The organism is Alteromonas sp. 14N.309.X.WAT.G.H12 (genome assembly GCF_036697315.1).
Taxonomy (GTDB): Bacteria; Pseudomonadota; Gammaproteobacteria; order Enterobacterales; family Alteromonadaceae; genus Alteromonas.
Window position 1 is genome coordinate 103,248 of sequence record NZ_JBAHZB010000001.1, and the last position, 18,241, is coordinate 121,488.

General features: G+C 45.3%; 18 protein-coding genes. 4 read left to right on the forward strand and 14 right to left on the reverse strand.

Features of this window, described 5'->3' with window-relative positions:
• Positions 1-22: 22 nt before the first annotated feature.
• From V5298_RS00495 to thyA, 5 genes are all read right to left on the reverse strand, one after another.
• A complete protein-coding gene (locus V5298_RS00495; RefSeq protein ID WP_332929493.1) occupies positions 23-499 on the reverse strand; it encodes a hypothetical protein in 477 nt (158 codons plus the stop codon).
• Positions 500-1,124: 625 nt separating this feature from the next.
• Positions 1,125-1,637, reverse strand: a complete 513-nt coding sequence (locus V5298_RS00500) for an RES family NAD+ phosphorylase (protein ID WP_332929494.1) — start codon at positions 1,635-1,637, stop codon at positions 1,125-1,127.
• Positions 1,637-2,086 (reverse strand): MbcA/ParS/Xre antitoxin family protein, encoded by a 450-nt coding sequence (locus tag V5298_RS00505; protein ID WP_332929495.1) that lies wholly within the window; start codon positions 2,084-2,086, stop codon positions 1,637-1,639. The genes V5298_RS00500 and V5298_RS00505 overlap by 1 nt, the downstream gene beginning before the upstream one ends.
• Positions 2,087-2,165: 79 nt before the next feature.
• Positions 2,166-2,522 (reverse strand): hypothetical protein, encoded by a 357-nt coding sequence (locus V5298_RS00510; RefSeq protein ID WP_332929496.1) that lies wholly within the window; start codon positions 2,520-2,522, stop codon positions 2,166-2,168.
• Positions 2,523-2,631: 109 nt separating this feature from the next.
• Entirely contained in the window at positions 2,632-3,549 is a 918-nt protein-coding gene (thyA, locus tag V5298_RS00515) for a thymidylate synthase (RefSeq protein ID WP_332929497.1), read from the reverse strand.
• Between the two features lie 332 nt (positions 3,550-3,881).
• Between thyA and V5298_RS00520 the strand changes: the two genes are divergently transcribed.
• Positions 3,882-4,328 (forward strand): hypothetical protein, encoded by a 447-nt coding sequence (locus tag V5298_RS00520; protein WP_332929498.1) that lies wholly within the window; start codon positions 3,882-3,884, stop codon positions 4,326-4,328.
• Between the two features lie 68 nt (positions 4,329-4,396).
• Here V5298_RS00520 and V5298_RS00525 read toward each other — a convergent pair whose 3' ends face one another.
• From V5298_RS00525 to V5298_RS00540, 4 genes are all read right to left on the reverse strand, one after another.
• Positions 4,397-4,639: a hypothetical protein gene (locus V5298_RS00525; RefSeq protein ID WP_332929499.1), complete on the reverse strand. Its 243-nt coding sequence runs from the start codon at positions 4,637-4,639 to the stop codon at positions 4,397-4,399.
• 79 nt (positions 4,640-4,718) lie between these two features.
• Entirely contained in the window at positions 4,719-6,365 is a 1,647-nt protein-coding gene (locus V5298_RS00530; RefSeq protein WP_332929500.1) for a hypothetical protein, read from the reverse strand.
• Between the two features lie 44 nt (positions 6,366-6,409).
• Positions 6,410-7,075 carry a hypothetical protein gene (locus V5298_RS00535; RefSeq protein WP_332929501.1) on the reverse strand — a complete coding sequence of 222 codons (666 nt, stop codon included), beginning with the start codon at positions 7,073-7,075 and terminating at the stop codon, positions 6,410-6,412.
• A gap of 44 nt (positions 7,076-7,119) precedes the next feature.
• On the reverse strand, positions 7,120-7,989 hold the full coding sequence (locus V5298_RS00540) for a sigma-70 family RNA polymerase sigma factor (protein WP_332929502.1): 870 nt from the start codon (positions 7,987-7,989) through the stop codon (positions 7,120-7,122).
• Between the two features lie 212 nt (positions 7,990-8,201).
• Here V5298_RS00540 and V5298_RS00545 point away from each other — a divergent pair, with 212 nt between their 5' ends.
• Entirely contained in the window at positions 8,202-9,449 is a 1,248-nt protein-coding gene (locus V5298_RS00545; protein ID WP_332929503.1) for a hypothetical protein, read from the forward strand.
• Here the strand turns inward: V5298_RS00545 and V5298_RS00550 are convergent.
• The 3 genes from V5298_RS00550 to tmk form a co-directional block, all read right to left on the reverse strand.
• On the reverse strand, positions 9,446-10,984 hold the full coding sequence (locus V5298_RS00550) for a hypothetical protein (RefSeq protein WP_332929504.1): 1,539 nt from the start codon (positions 10,982-10,984) through the stop codon (positions 9,446-9,448). The two genes, V5298_RS00545 and V5298_RS00550, sit on opposite strands and share 4 nt — an antisense overlap.
• Before the next feature lie 229 nt (positions 10,985-11,213).
• A complete protein-coding gene (locus V5298_RS00555; protein ID WP_332929505.1) occupies positions 11,214-12,260 on the reverse strand; it encodes an acyltransferase in 1,047 nt (348 codons plus the stop codon).
• A 144-nt stretch (positions 12,261-12,404) separates the two neighbouring features.
• Positions 12,405-13,235, reverse strand: coding sequence for a dTMP kinase (gene tmk, locus V5298_RS00560; RefSeq protein WP_332929506.1), 831 nt, complete (start codon positions 13,233-13,235; stop codon positions 12,405-12,407).
• Positions 13,236-13,351: 116 nt separating this feature from the next.
• Here tmk and V5298_RS00565 point away from each other — a divergent pair, with 116 nt between their 5' ends.
• Positions 13,352-14,224 carry an OmpA family protein gene (locus V5298_RS00565; protein ID WP_332929683.1) on the forward strand — a complete coding sequence of 291 codons (873 nt, stop codon included), beginning with the start codon at positions 13,352-13,354 and terminating at the stop codon, positions 14,222-14,224.
• 664 nt (positions 14,225-14,888) lie between these two features.
• Here V5298_RS00565 and V5298_RS00570 read toward each other — a convergent pair.
• Positions 14,889-15,674 (reverse strand): hypothetical protein, encoded by a 786-nt coding sequence (locus V5298_RS00570; protein WP_332929507.1) that lies wholly within the window; start codon positions 15,672-15,674, stop codon positions 14,889-14,891.
• 180 nt (positions 15,675-15,854) lie between these two features.
• On the opposite strand from V5298_RS00570, the gene csrA reads away from it, so the two are divergent.
• Positions 15,855-16,040: a carbon storage regulator CsrA gene (gene csrA, locus V5298_RS00575; RefSeq protein ID WP_332929508.1), complete on the forward strand. Its 186-nt coding sequence runs from the start codon at positions 15,855-15,857 to the stop codon at positions 16,038-16,040.
• 48 nt (positions 16,041-16,088) lie between these two features.
• Here csrA and V5298_RS00580 read toward each other — a convergent pair whose 3' ends face one another.
• Entirely contained in the window at positions 16,089-18,158 is a 2,070-nt protein-coding gene (locus V5298_RS00580; protein ID WP_332929509.1) for a hypothetical protein, read from the reverse strand.
• Positions 18,159-18,241: the final 83 nt, after the last annotated feature.

The window sequence follows — 18,241 nt, forward strand, 5'->3', positions numbered from 1 at the left end:
TTGAACGTTGTGTAGGTTTAGCTTAGAAATTAAAACTGGATTGTTGGTAGGCATCGGATGATACGGACGATGACGTCGATTCCGCGTCATTGTCATCCGGTTCAGCCTTGTTTGTTGGGATGGACGTGTATTGGGTGTTTCCTGTCAGCAAACAGAGCTTGTCGTTAGCGATCCATCCCTCTTTTGTTCGCAACCTGTAAATAACGGGGTCGCGTTCAATAATGGGGGTGATGTCACTTTCGAAATCGGGGCCGACACTTTCGATGATTGCGGCGAATGATTGCGTTACATTGTGTTCTTCAACCTCATCTTTGGTTAGGGTGATAGGGATGAGTTCACCATCATTCTTGGTTAACATGAACACGACGCGGTCTTCAGTCACGTCTTTCACTCTCAAAAAACCCGCAGGGAAAGTAAGACAGTCTCCTTCTTTGACGTTAGCCAAGGCAATCTTTGCTAGCCATAACGGGTTTCGTCTGTCGTCATGTTTTGTTTTCACTGCCGCCATACTTAGGCGTCTGTTTGTGTACGGGAAAATGTGTTTGTAACGCATACGTGCCGCTTCAGTTTTATGTCCACTGTTTTATTATAATCAAAATGATTCCCTAGTAAAGGAAAATGTTGGTTATATTATTTTTTTGTCATTGTTTTATTAAGGCGGAGGGGTGAGAGAGTTGATTTATACACTCGTATACAGCATGTTAGAGATCTGAGGCGTTAAAAAGTTAAATGGTTTTACGTCATTTTTTTATTGAACGCATCGAGAGGAACCTTTTTGTATCCTGTGCAACTCTATTAGTAATTCAGCCCAGTTACCTATCGCCAATATCGATTCGAATGATCCCTCGTCGTTGTTTGAGTTTTTTCTCGCCCGTGGTCGCGGTTGAGGTTGGCCATAAAAAGGGCCAGGATGTTGGCAGTTCAAACGCATCCAATGGACGGAGGGCAAGAAAGCTGGTACCGGCGGGCCTTTACTTGATGGGGGCATCCTTGGCAATGTCGAAGGGGCGTCGTCATGCTTACGTGATGATGGAACCAAGGCTTGCTAGAACGATGGGAATGCCTGTCGTCTTGTCGATTTTCTGTAAAACCTTTCACCAGTTGCCAAACAAAGCGGTCTATTGTTAAGCACCGAACATGCGTGTTGAGAAAAGGGGTTCACAAACCTCAATTAATTTGATCCTGTCGATACCTATGGTATCAAGGTTAATAACGACATTCGCCCAAACAGAGTGACGTATAGCGTTGATAGGGTGGGTGGCAATACCATGGTTTATGGTAACGGATGGGACAACAATGCCCTCGTAGTCGGGATTGAGAAGGTACTTGCTTCCCAATTCCTGGGTTTGGGTCTGGCTCGACTTTTGGAACCACTTATCAGGTAAATCAGTCGGTTCGATGTTTTTAAGCCTTAGTTCTGGAACCTCAAACACACACAGCCGATAAAGTCTGTTAGCGGCTTTAGGTGATGGCGTATAATTAGCGCACTCTAACATGGCGTTTTGCGCATTGCTTGATGTGTATGTCGCTGGGATATTGGGGAGATTCCACCGAGCGCCATGTTTAAAACTTTTCGAGTTTCGGTAATCAAACCACGTTGAAAAGTAGTCCTTATGGATTGTTCTAAAGAGGATCATTAAGCGAACTCGCCATACTTCATTTCTTCCAACACTTCTCGAATCCTTTTCCTGCCGAAACTCGAACCCATGATATCCATCGCGCACCCGCCCTCAAAAGCAGGGAGAGGCGCTTGTATCCACTCATGGATAAGCTCATCATCATTATCAAAAAGAGCACGTAAATCTTCCCAGAGTGCGGTGAGATCTTCTAAACTCTCCGTTTGCTTGGGGGTAAGTTTTTTTCGTCGGTAAAGCTTGGACAAGTTAGTGATATCACTGCCGAGGGAAACAGACAATACCAATTTGGGTATATGCTGAGCAACGGTACGTAGGACGGTACCTTCAACGCCATCCGATAGCATATTGACAAACCGCAGGGTATCAATATGACTAACGGAAATGTTGTGCTGTTTACCTGCTACACGCGCAATGAAAAGTTCTGATAAGTTAATTGTAACATCTTGCATGGCTTTTTCTCGCACATTTACTAGGTGTTATTAGTATAAAGTACTAGCCAGTGAAACGCAAGTAGAATTGTTGTACTGCCTAATGCTCTGTTGATATTGAGTTGTAAGGCTGGGCTTTTTGGTAGGGCGTGGCGTCAATGAATACGCGTCCCATGTTGTCTAGGTGCCCGTGGCAGTATATGTCGGTGATCCGATTGTACCGGATGGTTAGGGGTAAATCCCCGTCAGTGTTAAGCTCATTACCGAGCGTCAGTGAGGGGTGGTATTTTGAACTCGGATTTAACTTCTCCGAAGTCAGGTTGGTGTTTTCAATAAGCAGGGTTTCGCAGTCGTTTATTGCTTTATCAAGCTCATCCGCTGAGGGCAGCATGACTGCGTTTGTGTTAAAGGCGATAATTAAACCTGTTAACAAAAAGTATGCGGTTGATTTTCTCATACATATCTCCAATGTTGATTTTATCCACAGACTTACTCACCGATTTTGTGGATAACTTTTGAATAACTCACCTCCTTGCGAAGCTAAAAGCTCCGTTTTTGCTACCGTGTTAGACAGCCACCGGCGCGCTTATTGCGGGGTGAGGGTCGTACCCAACCATCTCGAAATCATCAATGGTGTAGTCAAAAAGCGATTCAGGTTTGCGTTTAATCAGTAATTTAGGAAACGGTTTTGGCGTTCGCGCCAGTTGCTTTTGGGCCTGCTCAACATGATTTAGGTATAAATGGACATCCATACCAAACCACACTATCTCCCCCGGCTCGTACCCTGTCTGGTGAGCCAATAGCGTGGTTAAAAAGGCGAGGTTAGCGATATTGAAAGCGCAACCAAGATAAGAGTCCACGCTTCTTTGTACCATGGCCCCGCTGAGCCTGTTCGTTGTCCCGTCAACAAAAAATTGATAATGCTTATGGCAAGGGGGCAAGGCCATTTCGTTGAGTTCCCCGACATTCCATCCATCAAAGAGGATCCGGCGTGACGCGGGATCCTTTTTCAGGCTTTCGATGACTTGCGAGACCTGATCGATTTCGCGACCATCGGAGGTTTTCCAACGACGCCATTGCTTCCCATAGACAGGTCCTAAATCCCCCCATTTATCAGCAAATGCCTGGTCTTCTAAGATCCGCTGTTCAAAGGCGTTTATTGAAAGTAATTTGTCAGGACTGCCGACGGCTTGAGCATCAATAAATTTTTTATAAGGCCAATCACTCCATATATGGACGTTTTGCGCGATTAGCTCACGCACATTAGTTCCTCCAGAAAGCATCCACAGCATTTCTTTAAATGCGGTTTTCCAAAAAACACGCTTGGTTGTAAATACCGGGAACCCGTCAGAGAGATTAAAACGCATCGAATGGCCGAAGATCGCCTTCGTGCCAACACCCGTGCGATCACTGCGTTCGCTTCCTGTGTCGAGGATCAGTTGCAGCATATGCAGATACTGTTGTTCAGGGTGAGGGCTTTGCATGATTAGTTAAGTCCTTTTAAATGCTGGGGTTTCGTGTTTATTAAATAATATCACGCTTAACTGTTTTGTTGAGCACGCATCAAGAAGTTTTGACAGAGGAAGCGCTGCATGGGATGGGAGGTGAGGTGCGTACTGGCTTCATGATGAACTGACTGGCTTCACACACACAGGAGAACTATGATTTACCAACACGCGCCTCTACCGGATCTTTGCACATTTACGATGTGATATCAATGTTCACTTTTTGCATCTTAAACATCGCCGGTGCGCAAATATTTATTTTTTATGTGATAGTATCAATGGACGCCAACATGTAATTCAAGGATGAATAAATGATCGCCCCAGTTATTGCTGCACTGATGTTTCCCGCAGGTTACTTTCTCACTAAACAGTATAAAAATCGGCGAAATTTCCGTATAAAAGTGGCTGATATAGCCGCATCGATAACACAGCGAGAAGAGGCTGCGCTTTCGGTTTACGAGCACTGTTTTGATTGCGCTCACTCCAAAGAGGTGCAGGAAAGCCTTGAGCAAAAGGGCCTGATAACGTGGTTGTCCGTTGACAAATTTGCCATTACCCCGCTGGGATACAGTGTGGCGAAGTTGCGGGGCGTTCTTAGTAATAAATCCTATGTGGTGCCGGTGAAATCGACAACAACAAAACGGAAGGTGCGGCGGACTCACGGCGTTTACTTCTATGGAACTGAGTCAGTGTGTGAAGGTTACAGGAAGAATGACTGCAAAAAGAACGAATCGACTGAGCTGTTGCCGCCGAAATAAATGGAAACTGACTTTCAAGCTGAAAATTAGCCATTTCGCCGAGAAGATCAGGCATTAAAGCAATATTGTTACCAGGCCCCGCATTCTGAGTGATTAACATAAAACGTAGCAAGAATTCGGTCCGGCCTCCTTTCAGGGAGACTTAACCCGACATCAACGTGCGGTCGTCCTGACATGACATTGTATTGCGTACCATCTTCAACATACATCATTGCGTCAGGATACTCTTCTTTAAGTGCCTCCAGTTGTTTATTTATGTTAGCGATACTTTTCCCAATTGACGTGATGGCTTTACTGCTTTTCGCGTTCATTCCGTTTCCTTATAATTTCATTTTTTATTGTTGATCGTCATTGCCAAGACGACATCCTTCCCGATCTGAAGTATTGCTCTTATCGTCGTAATGATGGGGTGCTTAAGGGCAGATTGCAATGCTCCCGTTCACGGGTAACCGACAGCTCTGGATTTATCTCGCGAGGGTAACCTGGAGTGCGAATATTATCCCGGTACGGTTTGGGGAGTTCTCTTAAGATGTCATCAACAATAAATTGCGGGGTAAGCCCTGAGTAAGAGGGATAGTTCCGTGAGACAGCATTTTTGACTGCCTCCGCAAATACGTCGTCAGTGCCAGGGATGACCGTTTGGAGCTCTTTTACCATGGCGGTGGTGATGGGTCCTTTTCCCATCTCAGGGAGGATGTCTAAGCCGAGGTTTTCGTGTGCTGACTGTATCGCGTGACGCATCAGCACTTCGCTGGCGCTTAGGGGGGTTCCCGTGTGGCTGTATTGCTTAATTTGCTGCATCTCGGTAAGAGAAACGTTAAACTCCTTAACCGAAAGAGCGGGGAAGCGGTCTTTGAGTGCAATAAGGTTGTCCTCATTAGCAACCATCATGACTTTGCCTTTGTTTGTATTTAACGTCTCTTTAATTTCTTGCGCATTTTTGGAGAGGCGGGGATCTGTTGCTGCTTGCGTCGCTGAGATCCAGTCATGCGTCTCATCAATGGAAACTAAAAACACCGCGTTTGAGGGTGTGTTTTTTGCTTTTTTATGTTTTAAAGCATCGCTGTACGTCAGTTCATCTGCCCCCTCAAACTCACTAAATCTAAGTGTGTTACTTCTGATCGTATGCTGAACGGCCATGGCCATTAACCTTGACTGAATATTATTTTTGGTGGCGTCATCTACAGGCTTCCCATCGGTATCTATAGTGGACACTACATCAAACCGGTGAGCAAGGAAGATCATTGCGCGACTGATTTGGTCAGCATCGCTCTGTGACGGAATTGGAATATCGGACGATATGCGATAGTTAGGGTTAGCATATTGGGAAACCTGACCGGTGGTAAAAGGTTGGGTCCCAACAGGAAGCGTCATTGGCTTGCTTTCGTAAGCTTGTTCAAGGAGTCCCACCAACAGATCCTGGCTATAGGGGATACCGGGAGAAAGAGCGACAAGTTCTAATTGCCTCGTGATATTCGAAAATCCACGGTCAGCCCCATAGAGGTAATCACCATGGGTTGATAGTTTTTGTATTTTATCAACAATATCAGCGATACTTGGTTGGGCTTGCGTGTTGTAAAGCGGGAAGTTCCGCATCCCTAAAGAGATAGCTAGGTTTTGTTCTAGTGTGTCCATTGTGGGCGATAACGCATCATAGATTGCCCCCTCCAACCCTTGTCGAATACGGTCCATCTGCCGGATGAAAAAAATCAAACTGTCAGGAGACTGGAGGATGATAGCATCACGCTTGATGTCGACATTTCCGGCCTCCAGACGATATTTTTGGGCCTCGTCAATGTATTCTGTGTTATCGGGGTATCGTTGGATGACAGAGTTGATATTAGCGTCCAGTAGCGCCCCATACAGCATGTCTAACGCTTCAAGTTCCGACACGCTATCTAAATCCGCCCCGTGAGTTAATGCACGGGTAAGGTCGTTGGCACTCTTCTGGATAAGATCCAAGGAGTTCGTTCTGGCTTTATATAATGTACCAGCAACGTTGCGGATAGTCTGATGGTTGATGATGGGAGTTGACATGTTGACCTCAAATTGACGTTATTTCTCTTGATACGTTTATAGTATCACCTGAATTGTTTTTTATAGGGCTCACGAAACGCTAAATAACGTCGTTCCCAGAGTTGATCATGTGCGTAAATTTCCTCAAAGCTCACGCGACGGTGCTCGATGATGTTGAGTAGTGAGGTGCCAAGGGGATGTTCACAACTCAATGAGTAAGCATAATTGTAAGGGTGTGGTTGTAGTTGTTTTGTTAGGACTAGTTCGCGAATGTGTTGAGGATCTTGTTTGATAATTTTCTTCATCAAACGCAACGGGATGTTAGGGTTACTCACCGTCAATAGATCCGCATCTCCCACGTTGTAATTGTCTCGCTGCGCTTCCCAAGGTAGGGGTGATTTCAAAATGGATGGTGATGACCATAAATGTTTCCAAATAAGCGAAGCGTAGCCTTTTACACTGTTAGGATCAGGCGAGAGTGTGAGTGACATTTCATTGAAGCTCGCCAGCAAAGCGAAGTACATAAGTTTTCCCAATCCCTTCCCGCTTTCTCTTGTGACCGCGTTGATGACCCGGGCGTGTCCCTCGTTTTTTTTCACCGGCAAGTAGCGCATGGCCCCCAGCAATTCCCCGGTTGAAGAATACATAACGAGGTGGTGATGTTGCGTGTCTAGCCCAATATCGAAAGGTGGGGTCGTTTCTTTGAACTTGTCTAACGAAATAATTTCCACGATCCATTCATCCTTGTTGGAACTGGTTTAGTGTATTGGTTAACTTAGTGAGCTGAGCAGACTGAGTCAGCCAAGATCCTTCTTGCTTTACTCTCTATTTGCCGTACGCGCTCTTTGGAGATGGAGTAACGTTCTGCAAGCGTTTTGAGAGTGAGAGCGTCCTCCTTATCGCGTAATTGACGGGACGTGAAAATGTCGAGTTCTTTTTTATTCAAAAGTGCAGGGAGCTTGTTGATAAGCTGATTTGCGGCGTCGTTCTCCTGGGAGAGGACCAGGGATTTTTCTGGTTGGTGATAGTCCGAGGTTGCATTTTTTTTCTGCGAAAAGAGTGCAGCCACGCCTGCGTTAGTTCCGTGTTCGTCATAGATCTCATCATACACATCGTCGGCACCAAGCATATAAAATGCCATTTCGATGACCTCATCAACGGGGATTGTCATATCCGCGGAGATCTGCTGAACAATCTGACTCCGGCTCCATTTAGGGTGTGCATTTGAAAGCGCAGTATAGCGACTACGCACAGAGAAAAAGAGTTTGCGTTTGCTTTTTGTTGTTGTGCACTTTACTAAACTGAAATTCTTTACGATGAATTCTTGCATTTCGGAACGAATATAATGGTAGGCCAGAGAGGAGAACCGGGTTTCCCGTGATAAGTCAAAGGCGTGAATCGCTTTGAGTAGTCCAATATTGCCCTCGGACACTAAGTCTTCTCTTGGGAGTTGGTAACCGTACATAGCGTCGGCGATGTTGTTCACAAGGGTCTTAAAAGCGAGCGTTAGCCGTTCCGTTGCTGCCGGGTCTTTCTTTTTTGCTAAACGAAGAAGTGCTCGCTCTTCGTCATAAGAAAGGTTCTTTAATTCTTTTGTTTGGTTTTTTTGCATATCATTCTCGATTTTATTATTTCTGGCGCGCATCAATAAAAGCTTTAAAAGTAATAGTTTGGAGACAGTTTCTAATAAGGCGCATCTCTTACACCAAAGAAAAGTTCCAGATTAATCATTCTATAAATCATAGCATAATAATGACATTTTTGATGGTAGATAACAACATTTTTGTTTATAAAGTTCTGGTATATTCAGTGTTCCGTGATATGATAAGAGAAATCTACCCTCACTAAGTTAAAAGAATGAGTAAGTTAAAATTATTGCATGGGAGCAATGCTCTGCCAGCATACCCAGAAATGTTTGGATTTAAGTTATTTAATTACCGCCTTGACCCCAACAAACCGCAGGAAATTAGCCATATTAACAATGGGTATGATTCCTATGGTCCAGGGGTGTATGCCTTCCCTATGACTGAGGTGTCCCTCGACCTATACAACAAAATTAAAGGTTATTGCGGTCATGAGGGGGAAGGTTCGGTGATTGGTTTCTCTCTTGATACAGAAGACGCGTATACTGAACAACGTTTACATCCCGCCAATGAAATCCCGTTAGAAAATGTTGATGTTAGTGATTGGGTTAATGCCGTTGGAGCATTTTGGGATGCGCTAAGCAAGGAACAAGGTGTTGATGAGTCTGAGTTGGAAAATGACATTGAAGCCATTTACTCCTTGTGGGAGGGGGCGGTGTCGCAGGATGACATTGATCACCAATTCGCGGCCCTTAGAGAGAAATACCCGTCTTTAGATTTATGCGAAGGGATCCCGAGTAATTTTGAAGACGCTGATCATTGGCGAGATGAGGTTATTTCTATGACTCAAGCGTCCGTTCCACTGTCGCACTTAAGGGAAGAGTTTGGTTTCCCCGAGGGCGTTGTTGATTACGCAATGAGTAAGTCCGACAACGTGTGGGAAATGATGGTTCAGATCTACTTCTCAATCGCTGTCAACAATACAGGGTTAGGAATGGAATCGTGGAATGGCCTTTTTCACGAAGTGATGATCAGAGAGTTGAGCGAGGAATCGGTAAACCAAATCACCTACGCGAATGTGAACCTTGATGAAGATGGACAGAAAACAGAGTACTCGTTTTGTGTCGTGTTTGCGACGCATAAAATTGAGGTTGATGTTATTGAACAGCGACGTTACCCCATGGAACAAAGCGTATTCGATACGTTAATTGAACACGTCCGAGATGTGCTCGAAGAATATGAGGGAGTCGGCCTGACTCGTGAACAATTGATAACGAAGGTGGAAGATGCCGGCGTCCCGGTGTTTGGACGTCCGTTAACAAAGCCAATTGCCAAGCTCTTGATTAACAGTCCGCAGAATGATGTCCATACAAGACGAGCTATTCGAACGGGGATGGTGGAACCGGAATTTACGCTTTGGGAGAGAGCTCCAGGGATGGCGAACACATATGCACTGCCTGATCGAGAACCGGCAACGAATTTACGTATGAAAGAACCTGAGTTGAGGCGAAAACGAAATTAAGACTTGCGGAACAGCGGTTTTTTTTTTACCGGCGTTTGCCTGCGAGGCATCATTGCCTCCGGCGAGGGGTCGTTAGGTTTGGGTGATAGCTTCCGGATTTGTTTAAGTACCCGATTCACAAATTTCTTTGGGTCTTTTTTTGGGGCGGCATAAACAAACCGTTCAATAGATGCTTCAGCGTATGTCGGAAACGTATGACCGTGCTCTCTGTATTCGAGCAAAAAGATCCTGGCCAATTGATTGTATGTGAGTTCCCGATTCTTCAACGCAGGGATGTTAGTTTCGTAAATCTCTAAGAAAGCACTCAGTAACTCTTCATCGGCATAGGGAATATAGTCAGTACTTCCTTTGGGACCAACCGGTGTCTTCGCTTCCTCTCTGGTAGAGAAGGTCGTTTCGGGGCTGACCACCGCTTTTAGTCGCTCTCGTTTAAACGCAGCTCGAAGCCCTTCTTCTAAGGGAATGTTTACATAGGTGAGAAAGGTGTGGAGCCAGCCTTGCACACTGTTTGGGAATCGATGCTCGTCCGGTTTGAGGACATCCATTAAATCGTAGACAGCGTCAACCGCTGAATGTTTTCTGCCAGAGAAATTAGAATGCACAATTGACGGTGTCGGATCCCCAAAAATGATCCGGCTGGCCAACGCAGCCCGAAGGTGCACTTCAGAATTGGTAAACTCAACGCTGGTATCAAAGTTCCGCATTTTCATATGGTGGCGAATGATCGTCAACTCACGTTTGTTGAGGGGATCACTTAAGAAGTCGGGGGTGTAATTACAGATTTTGACTATAGCCGAGAGCTCCTCTCGGTGCATCAACGAAAAGTCTTCTAACGCAAGAAGGAAAGGGTGGTTCTCATGGTCACCATCCGTGTAAAAATGTATCTTTTTTCCTTTTTCAGCCAAGTGGTAGGCGAGGCGGCTCCACGCGTTTCGTTCATTGATGTTGATGGGGTCTTTCGGTACCAGTACGGCTACGCGATTACTGACCTCGCCATGCTCGTGCGGATTAAGCATCATTTTGATTGCTTTGGTGCGGGCATTATTCGCTCTTTCATCGACTTTATTGTTGAGTTTCTGAATGACATTGGCATGAAGATCCGGAATGTGCGCATCAACGTGATGTATTTTGACCCGCCAGTCATATTTCGCAATAAGATCGTAAACCTCTTTAATGTAATAATATTCAGCATCATTTCGATTGAGGGGGGGTCTGGGGGTGAAGTTATAAAAACGGTCGCGGCTACCTTGACAGTCTGTATAGATGTCAATAGTACAACCAATGTATGTTTCGCCACTTTCCCGTCGTTGTCGCTGGGCCAACTGGCGGAGTCCAGCAAGGACGGCAAGGGTTTCCCCTTCTTGGCTTTTGGATTGTTCGGCCGCAACCCCTTGGTAGGTGAAAGTTTGGGTATCGACGGGGAGTCCTTTGCTCGAATCAGCCGGTGTTTTTTTTATATTTATAATGCCAGCATAACCTGAGAACCATAAATTATGATCGTAAGAGGCATCGCAGACTATTTTAATATGGGTCACAATGTCTCCATCAAAGCTTATCAAGAAGCTTGCCTAACTACGGTTACACTAAATTTACAAATACCATACGTGAAAGCATTTTATCACAACTGTATTTTTAATATAAAAAAAATTAACGGGATATCAAGTGCTTCATAGCTTTACAAAACGCCATGGAAACGAAAACCCAGCAAAATAACAAAGTTTTAACTGTAATTGTGCTTTGCAAATAAAACAATGTGGTGTGTGATTACCGAAAAAAATGCCTTTTGATGTCAATATTGTTGATGACTCGTCGTAATGGACGTTCAAGGTAATAAAACGACAACACTCCAACACAAAAAGAAAGCAGTAATCCTGCGATGGAATAGACCAGATTAAACTCCATATCAATGACGATGTGGTAAAAGGGCTGTTGCCAGAGGTATAGGGAAAAAGACCACAATCCGAGCAGTCGTAAAGGGGGGAAGTTAAAGATATTTTTCGCCCAAAGAGAAGTTTCGTTAAGGTGGACGACAGAAAAAGCAAAGAAGCAGGGCGACAAGGTTATCGGTGCATGCCATGGGGCGAAATCCGAATAGCATAAGATCCCACAAATCAGTGTAAGTATAGGTAGGAAGTGAAAGCGGCTCTTCAAAGAGACTTTGTTTAGACCGTACCCGCCGGCGAACATGAGACAGGCAAGGTTAGCCTCTGTTCGTTGATGCAGTGATGGGTGTAATAAAAGGTATTGAGACTCGTGAAGCTGGTAATACAACGACGTGGCAATGCTCAGCGCACCTATCGTGATAAGGAGCAATCCGGCAAAACGACGACTACGTACGAACAGCGCCAAGCCTCCGAGCAAAAGATAGGCATGCTCTTCGACGTTTAAAGACCAAAGGTGGCCAATAGGAAGGTCAGCTTGCCAAATACCGACATCGCCGATATAGCTACGCAAAAAGGTGATGGTTGCAAGGTAGTGGGTACTTTCCTGAGAATGTAATAGACCCCCGATACTATAAAGGCCCGTAACGAACACTAAAAAGACCGGAAAAACCCGTGCGAGTCGGTGCTGGTAAAAGGCAAGCAGTGGAACACGTTTTACAAAAAGGATGTTGGCCATCAACAGTCCAGACAGTGCGAAAAAGAAGTTAACGCCGAGGGAGCCGAGAGAAAGCGCCTTGATATTAAAAAAGTGACTGATAAGTACAAACCCAACTGCGCATCCGCGCCAACCGTCAAGAACGGTAACGTGTCCTGGACTTGCTGCTGGAAGCAGTTGACTGGTTCGCTGTCTCAATGTGTTGTTGATCATGACTTCGGATTTAACCGCGGTGCGGGAGGCTCTGGGTCATCCCAATCGAGGGTGTGGTGTGATGCAATCACATAAAAATAGGTGGGTTGTAGCATATTAACAATCCTTGTTTGGCTGCAGAAGCGTCCATGCTTTCTTGTGTTGTTATTTTATCACGGAGTTTGCCCACGCCGTCACGCTTTTTTGTACAGACTCCACATCTTCGTTTGCATCGACAGTATGGATTTGGTCCGGGAAGCGCCGCGCTAACTCTTGGTACCCTCGCCGTGCGCGATAAAAGAAGTCGATGTGTTGTTGCTCCAGACGATCAAGTGCGCCTCGGCGGGAGGAACGGCGAAGCCCTTCTTCTGGCTCAACGTCCAAAAAGAGTATTTTTTCGGGGAGAACGTGCTGGTACGCACCGGCAATCAAAGAAAAGAACGTCGACTCAAGTTCGGGTTGCCTTTCGAAGATTTGATAGGCAAACGTGCATCCCCACCCACGATCCTCAATAACTGAATTTCCTTTATTCAGACTGGGTACTATGACGTTTTCTGAGAGTTGATTGAACGTGGTCATCATGAGCATTAATTCAGAAAACGGTGTGACACGCTCGTCCCACGTCCTTTTGTGTAGATTCCGAACCTCTTCCGCCAAAGGGGTTCCGCCTGGTTTCCTCGTAATGGTTGTTGGGTAGCCATTCTTTTCAAATACCGAAGCTACATGTTGGATGCTGGTAGTTTTTGATGCCCCATCGAGCCCCCAAACGCTAACATAGTTGTTTTTCATACCGCTCCTCGTCAATTCTTGTTTTTTCGCTAGTATTATTACATTATTTTGTGGAACATTAAAGCTCAAATTGATTATATAAGGCGTTCGTGTATTGCTCGCAAACTTGCCGATTGCTTTAATCGCTTTCTGCGCACTTTGCTTCATTATCGATGACAGCGAGGCATCGCTTTTCCCTTTGCCTACACTTCCTGAAAAGGGAATCAACTTTCTTCCTCTCCCACAATTTCGCGGGTGGTGATGTTTATTTTTTACTCTTTGTAAAAAAAGGTATAATTGATATACAATTTTCGTAAAGCAAAAAGGAGTTGGCTTTGAAAATAATGTTGAATCTAGTACATTTGATGATTTTAAGTCTGGCGAGTAATGCTTACGCGGGAGACTCGGTTGAGGCGAATCGTATACAGTTGGGCTTGGAGCCCTCAGTCCAGGGGTGCACTTTTGACCGTACGGCCGTTTTAACGCACAGGACAGGCCCTGATCAAATCTCTGGAGAGATGACCGTTAATTGTGAGCCCAATGCTCGTCCATACCGTTTAAAAAGCTCATTGTCCCCCTTTGCTAACATATCCTTGAATGACGGCCGGAGTTACGCCGTAAAAATGTACCTTTCCAGCGAGTGCGACGGCGCGCCTTTGCATAGTGCGGAGCGAGGGGAGACTGCGGTTGGTGAAGGGCGACAAACCCGGTGGGATATTTGCGTTAAGCTCATGCCTTTGCGCGATGCACCAAAATATAGGTTAGATGAGTTGTGGCCACTCCAAGGTGGAGTGGATGTTTACTTGACAGATGCCCGCACCGAGGAGACACTCCCAGCGAACGCGTCGATCATGAGTGTCTACTTTAACCACAACTCATCACATCTCGATGCTGAGGCAAAACAGTTGATGGATAATGTTGTCGGTAGCATTAAAGACATTTCCCACTTTCACATTCAATTGCATGCGCACACATCTCTCATTGGTGACGCCAATTATAATCATGATTTAAGTATCATGCGTTTAAAAAGGGTGAGAGAATATTTAATTCTTAATCACAATGTCGACAAAAAGGATACATGGGGACAAGCTTGGGGTGAAAATCGCCCTAAAGCCATAAAGATATATGGTGATGAAGCCACGGAGAACCGGCGGGTTGATATTGTATTTATTCCAAAAGGATCTGCAGATGTCACGTCACTTACTTCGGCGAAGTGAGGTTTAAGTTGCGTTTTACGTATATTAACTCATACAAAGGTATGGTACTTCTCGAAGTATTTTGTTATGGGGGAACTTAAAATGCATGATATTCCTCCCTGCCGACTATGACTTTACAAGATCGAAGACGAAAAGCAGCTCCTTTATTCCAGCCAAACATCTCTCTGAGCTTCCTACGAACATGTCACGGCAGTTAAAGTTTATTCGTAATTGTTATTCAGAATGCCGCATAGAATCCAACAAAAACGATGTTTTTAAAGTTAATTTCAAGCATAATCTGAAAAGTCCTTTTTTATGATAAAATCTATGTATGAACGAAATTACATGATGCTTGTGTGATGAAAAGAGAATGTAGAGGTTTTTAATGGCCCTTAGTACGGCTTCGCTCGAAGACTCTGTGTTTGCTGAAATAACACGGAAAGTTTTAGATGGAGATGTTTTTACGGAGCAAGAATTGTTGATGTACACGCATATATTGATTGATCATGGACACAAATCAACACTTCCCACAGAAGAGGGCTACCCCTTTACCGTTCTAGGTTATGATTTCACATCAGGAAAGACGTTTATGGCAAAAACGTATGCGGAAGATAGTCTTAATGCGACAGTTAACGTAATAGACAGCATCCCTTGTACGGTTAACTCCCACACGGTGCAAGCACATTTACCCGACGGACTGATTTACCGTCCAAGCATTTAAAGCCCCCCAATCACCGTTTTTAACCTCTACCGTAAACGCCAGCCTCACCTCTTCTATATACTGCCGAAGCACGTCTTCATTCCGAAATAGCATTTCGTCTCTTTTTAACAGAACGACATCCTCGTTAACCCCGTCTTGTGTTGAGAAAGTAAACCCGGTATCACAAGTGTAATTGGTAAGGAAATCCGCGCCATCCGCGTGAGAAAAGCCTTCGTTATTAATGATGTCGCACGCTGTAATAGTCAGTTTCTCGATCATAAGCTTCTTGAGTGAAAACAATTGGCGAGCGTTAACCCGAAAGAGTTCATCGCCAAGATGGAGTAGGGGGGATGTCTTAACAATCGCTGGGACAGGGTCGATTGACCTGGTCTCTAAAAATTCGTCTATAGACAACGAAGCATCAAGCTGTCTCTTTGCAAGCGATGAAAGGAAGCTTTCGATGGCCTCTTTTTGTTTTTTCGAACCAATATTGCGCGTGATATATAAGCGGTAGATACCTAACCATGAGTTAAGGAGGGGCTGGTTGTTTTTAATGTCACATCGGGCTTGTTCGATAAAAGCGATGTGCGCGTACTTTTGGGCCTCCCTTAGCGTTGGGAAGCAGTTTTCAGGTTGTTTCCCGGCGCTACAAATTGTTTCTCGAAAGCCATTGTTAAATTCATCATAAAACCAGGCAAAGTTTCCATTAATGGCTTCGCAAAAGGCTTTCTTATGATGGTTCTCTATACGCGTAATGCCGTGTGTTTTCATTATAAAAATAAAGCTCTTTTTGATTCGACTCTGAATGAGCATTATATCACAGGGATACAAAATTAACTTTGCCATCGAAATTTGACGTTTTAAACGTATAATGAGTAGGTAACGCTAGGACATTTGTGATGAGTGCAGTGGCGATTTTCAAGTTAAGAGTAGAACAAGGAGATAAGATTTATGTTGATCCTAACCAGGAGAGTGGGTGAAACTTTAATAATTGGTGACGATGTTACGGTAACCGTGTTAGGCGTAAAAGGAAATCAAATCCGTATTGGTGTTAATGCACCAAGGGACGTGGCCGTCCATCGCGAGGAAATATACCTGCGTATCCACGGTGAAAAGGAACTTAAAGACGACCAGTAAGGCGATAACACAAACAAGCGTCAACACGCTTGTTTGTGTCGGGGTGGCTCAGGGAGCAGGTTTAAGTCCAGCAATTTGTTCTGGCGTCCAGTTAGCGGCCAACCTGTTGGCGACCAAGTGAGGATCCAGTCCAAGCTTATCGGAGAAGTCAATCACATTTTCAAACTTAAGCCGGCCCATAGAGATAGGGCTATCCAATCGAACACTCCCCCCTTTTTGAGGTTTACTGTCAGCGAGCTTCGCCTTCTTGGGTTTACGAGAAACCGCAGGAGCCTTTTTCATTGTTGCGCCCTTCGCTTTTTTAGTCGCAGTTTTTTGTCTTTCCTTTTCTGTCGCCTCTGCGTTCTCTACAGTGTCGAGTTCGAGGCTCGGGTTATCAAGCGCTTTTTCTACAGACCATCCACGGGCTGTCCTGCTTAAAAATTTGTTGTAGTCGACACCAAAGGCTTCGGCGATCTCTTTTTTGCTGGCATATTCAACCCCTTTGAAGTGGACAGGTTGTCCACGATGAGGCTTACCTTTCCATTCTTTTAGACCAACCGCTTCAGGCGCAGATGCACCTTGACTCAGACGGTACTGGACCGTCCGGTAAGGCGCATTGTAGGCTTCGGCAAGTTCACGCGCATTATTGAACGTTTTATTGGCAACGCGCAAGAAAGCGCTGGATTTCCCGACTCGGTGAGGGATGAGTTCAACAGCGGCTTCTGGAGACCAACCATTCCGTAGGCGACCAGCAACAACAGAGGGTTTTAACCCAAATCCTTCGGCGAGTGCTTTGGCTGTGTGGTAGACGGTGTTTTTGACCGTTACGGGCATCATCTGCGTGATGTTGACCATATTGTCGTTAGAACTCTTAGCTTTCTTTGGGGCTTCCTCACGGCCAATGGCTTGCCCCGGTGTCCAGCCTTTTTTAAGACGATACCGTACCTGCGCAGCATCGCAATCGAATTGTCGAGCAAATGCGCGGATGGAGCGATATTCTTTACCTCGATAAAAAACGGATTGGGGGCCGGCACCAGGAACGACGTCGACTTTGTCCTTTAATTTCGGTTTTACTTTTTGGGTATGCGAGGTAAGGATGTCATCAACATTTTCACCTTTACTGAGGCGATACCTTACGCTTGCTACAGGCACATTGAATGTATCAGCAAACTCGCGGATTGAGCCGTACTCAACCCCCTGATAATGAATAGGCTTTGCGTTATGGTGATTGTTTTTACGTGCGGCAGGTGAGGGCGCGACGAGTCCCACGGCCTCTTCTGGCGTCTTTCCACTTTTAAGTGCATAGCGTAACGCGTGGGGACTTACCCCAAAGGACCGAGCTAATTCTCGCTGCGATGGGTAGACTTTCCCATCGCAGGTTATCGGTTGACTGCGAGCTGCTGTTGCCTCGACAGGCGTCCGAGAGCCTTTCTTTTTCGTGGCTTGTTGTTTGAGTTCAAAAGGTTCTTGTTCTTCATCGACTGCGGAAGCCTGGGTTTCATCTGACTTTCGAAGGATGTCGACGGCGTCTTGGAACGTATGCTGTTCGGCAATAAGGTTTATTAGCTTACGTTTGTCCAGGTTGAACGCATTGATGATCTCGTCAAGGCTAAAGTAGGCATTGTTGTCAATCACCATGCTCATGGTGTTGCTGGATTGCGTATGCGGGACAAAGGAGATCCCGACCGCTTGCGCAATCGATAGGCCTTTATCTAAATTTTCCTGAACCTTTTTAGGGTTCATTTTGTAGTGCCTTGCCAACGCTTTTACTGACGAGAACGTCTGTCCATCGATTTTATAAACCGTTGGTGCGTGTTGTTCGGCCGAGGCAAGGATCTCTTCTGGGGTGTCCCCATTGTGTAGTCTTACCCTGACTTTTGCGGGATCCATGTTGTAATGACGAGCGAACGCGGCGATACTGCTAAAGACAGTTTCTCCAACTTTAATGCTCTTTGCTCTTCCTTGAGCTTTCCCTTTTGTTCCCATCGGATCTTGAACGCCAAATATTTCAGCGTAAGATTCCCCCTTACTGTGCCGACGGCTAACCGTACTTACGGACATATTGAAATGTTGTGCCGCTGCAGTCAGTGAGGGAAAGTGTTTTTCACCGAGAGTTAAAGGTTGTGCTCTTTTCATTTCACATTCTCCGTAATTTCCCAATCTGAGATGGGTTTATTACCAGAAAAGACCGAGAAAAAAAAGAGATATTTTTTTTGATG

What these genes read in the sequence shown, in the direction of transcription:
- V5298_RS00510 (WP_332929496.1), bottom strand. Translation starts at nt 2,522, where the DNA reads ATGAGAAAATCAACCGCATACTTTTTGTTAACAGGTTTAATTATCGCC.
- V5298_RS00540 (WP_332929502.1), bottom strand. Translation starts at nt 7,989, where the DNA reads ATGCGCGCCAGAAATAATAAAATCGAGAATGATATGCAAAAAAACCAA.
- V5298_RS00580 (WP_332929509.1), bottom strand. Translation starts at nt 18,158, where the DNA reads ATGAAAAGAGCACAACCTTTAACTCTCGGTGAAAAACACTTTCCCTCA.
- V5298_RS00545 (WP_332929503.1), top strand. Translation starts at nt 8,202, where the DNA reads ATGAGTAAGTTAAAATTATTGCATGGGAGCAATGCTCTGCCAGCATAC.
- thyA (WP_332929497.1), bottom strand. Translation starts at nt 3,549, where the DNA reads ATGCAAAGCCCTCACCCTGAACAACAGTATCTGCATATGCTGCAACTG.
- V5298_RS00570 (WP_332929507.1), bottom strand. Translation starts at nt 15,674, where the DNA reads ATGAAAACACACGGCATTACGCGTATAGAGAACCATCATAAGAAAGCC.
- V5298_RS00505 (WP_332929495.1), bottom strand. Translation starts at nt 2,086, where the DNA reads ATGCAAGATGTTACAATTAACTTATCAGAACTTTTCATTGCGCGTGTA.
- V5298_RS00565 (WP_332929683.1), top strand. Translation starts at nt 13,352, where the DNA reads ATGTTGAATCTAGTACATTTGATGATTTTAAGTCTGGCGAGTAATGCT.
- V5298_RS00500 (WP_332929494.1), bottom strand. Translation starts at nt 1,637, where the DNA reads ATGATCCTCTTTAGAACAATCCATAAGGACTACTTTTCAACGTGGTTT.
- V5298_RS00525 (WP_332929499.1), bottom strand. Translation starts at nt 4,639, where the DNA reads ATGAACGCGAAAAGCAGTAAAGCCATCACGTCAATTGGGAAAAGTATC.
- V5298_RS00530 (WP_332929500.1), bottom strand. Translation starts at nt 6,365, where the DNA reads ATGTCAACTCCCATCATCAACCATCAGACTATCCGCAACGTTGCTGGT.
- V5298_RS00555 (WP_332929505.1), bottom strand. Translation starts at nt 12,260, where the DNA reads ATGATCAACAACACATTGAGACAGCGAACCAGTCAACTGCTTCCAGCA.
- csrA (WP_332929508.1), top strand. Translation starts at nt 15,855, where the DNA reads ATGTTGATCCTAACCAGGAGAGTGGGTGAAACTTTAATAATTGGTGAC.
- V5298_RS00520 (WP_332929498.1), top strand. Translation starts at nt 3,882, where the DNA reads ATGATCGCCCCAGTTATTGCTGCACTGATGTTTCCCGCAGGTTACTTT.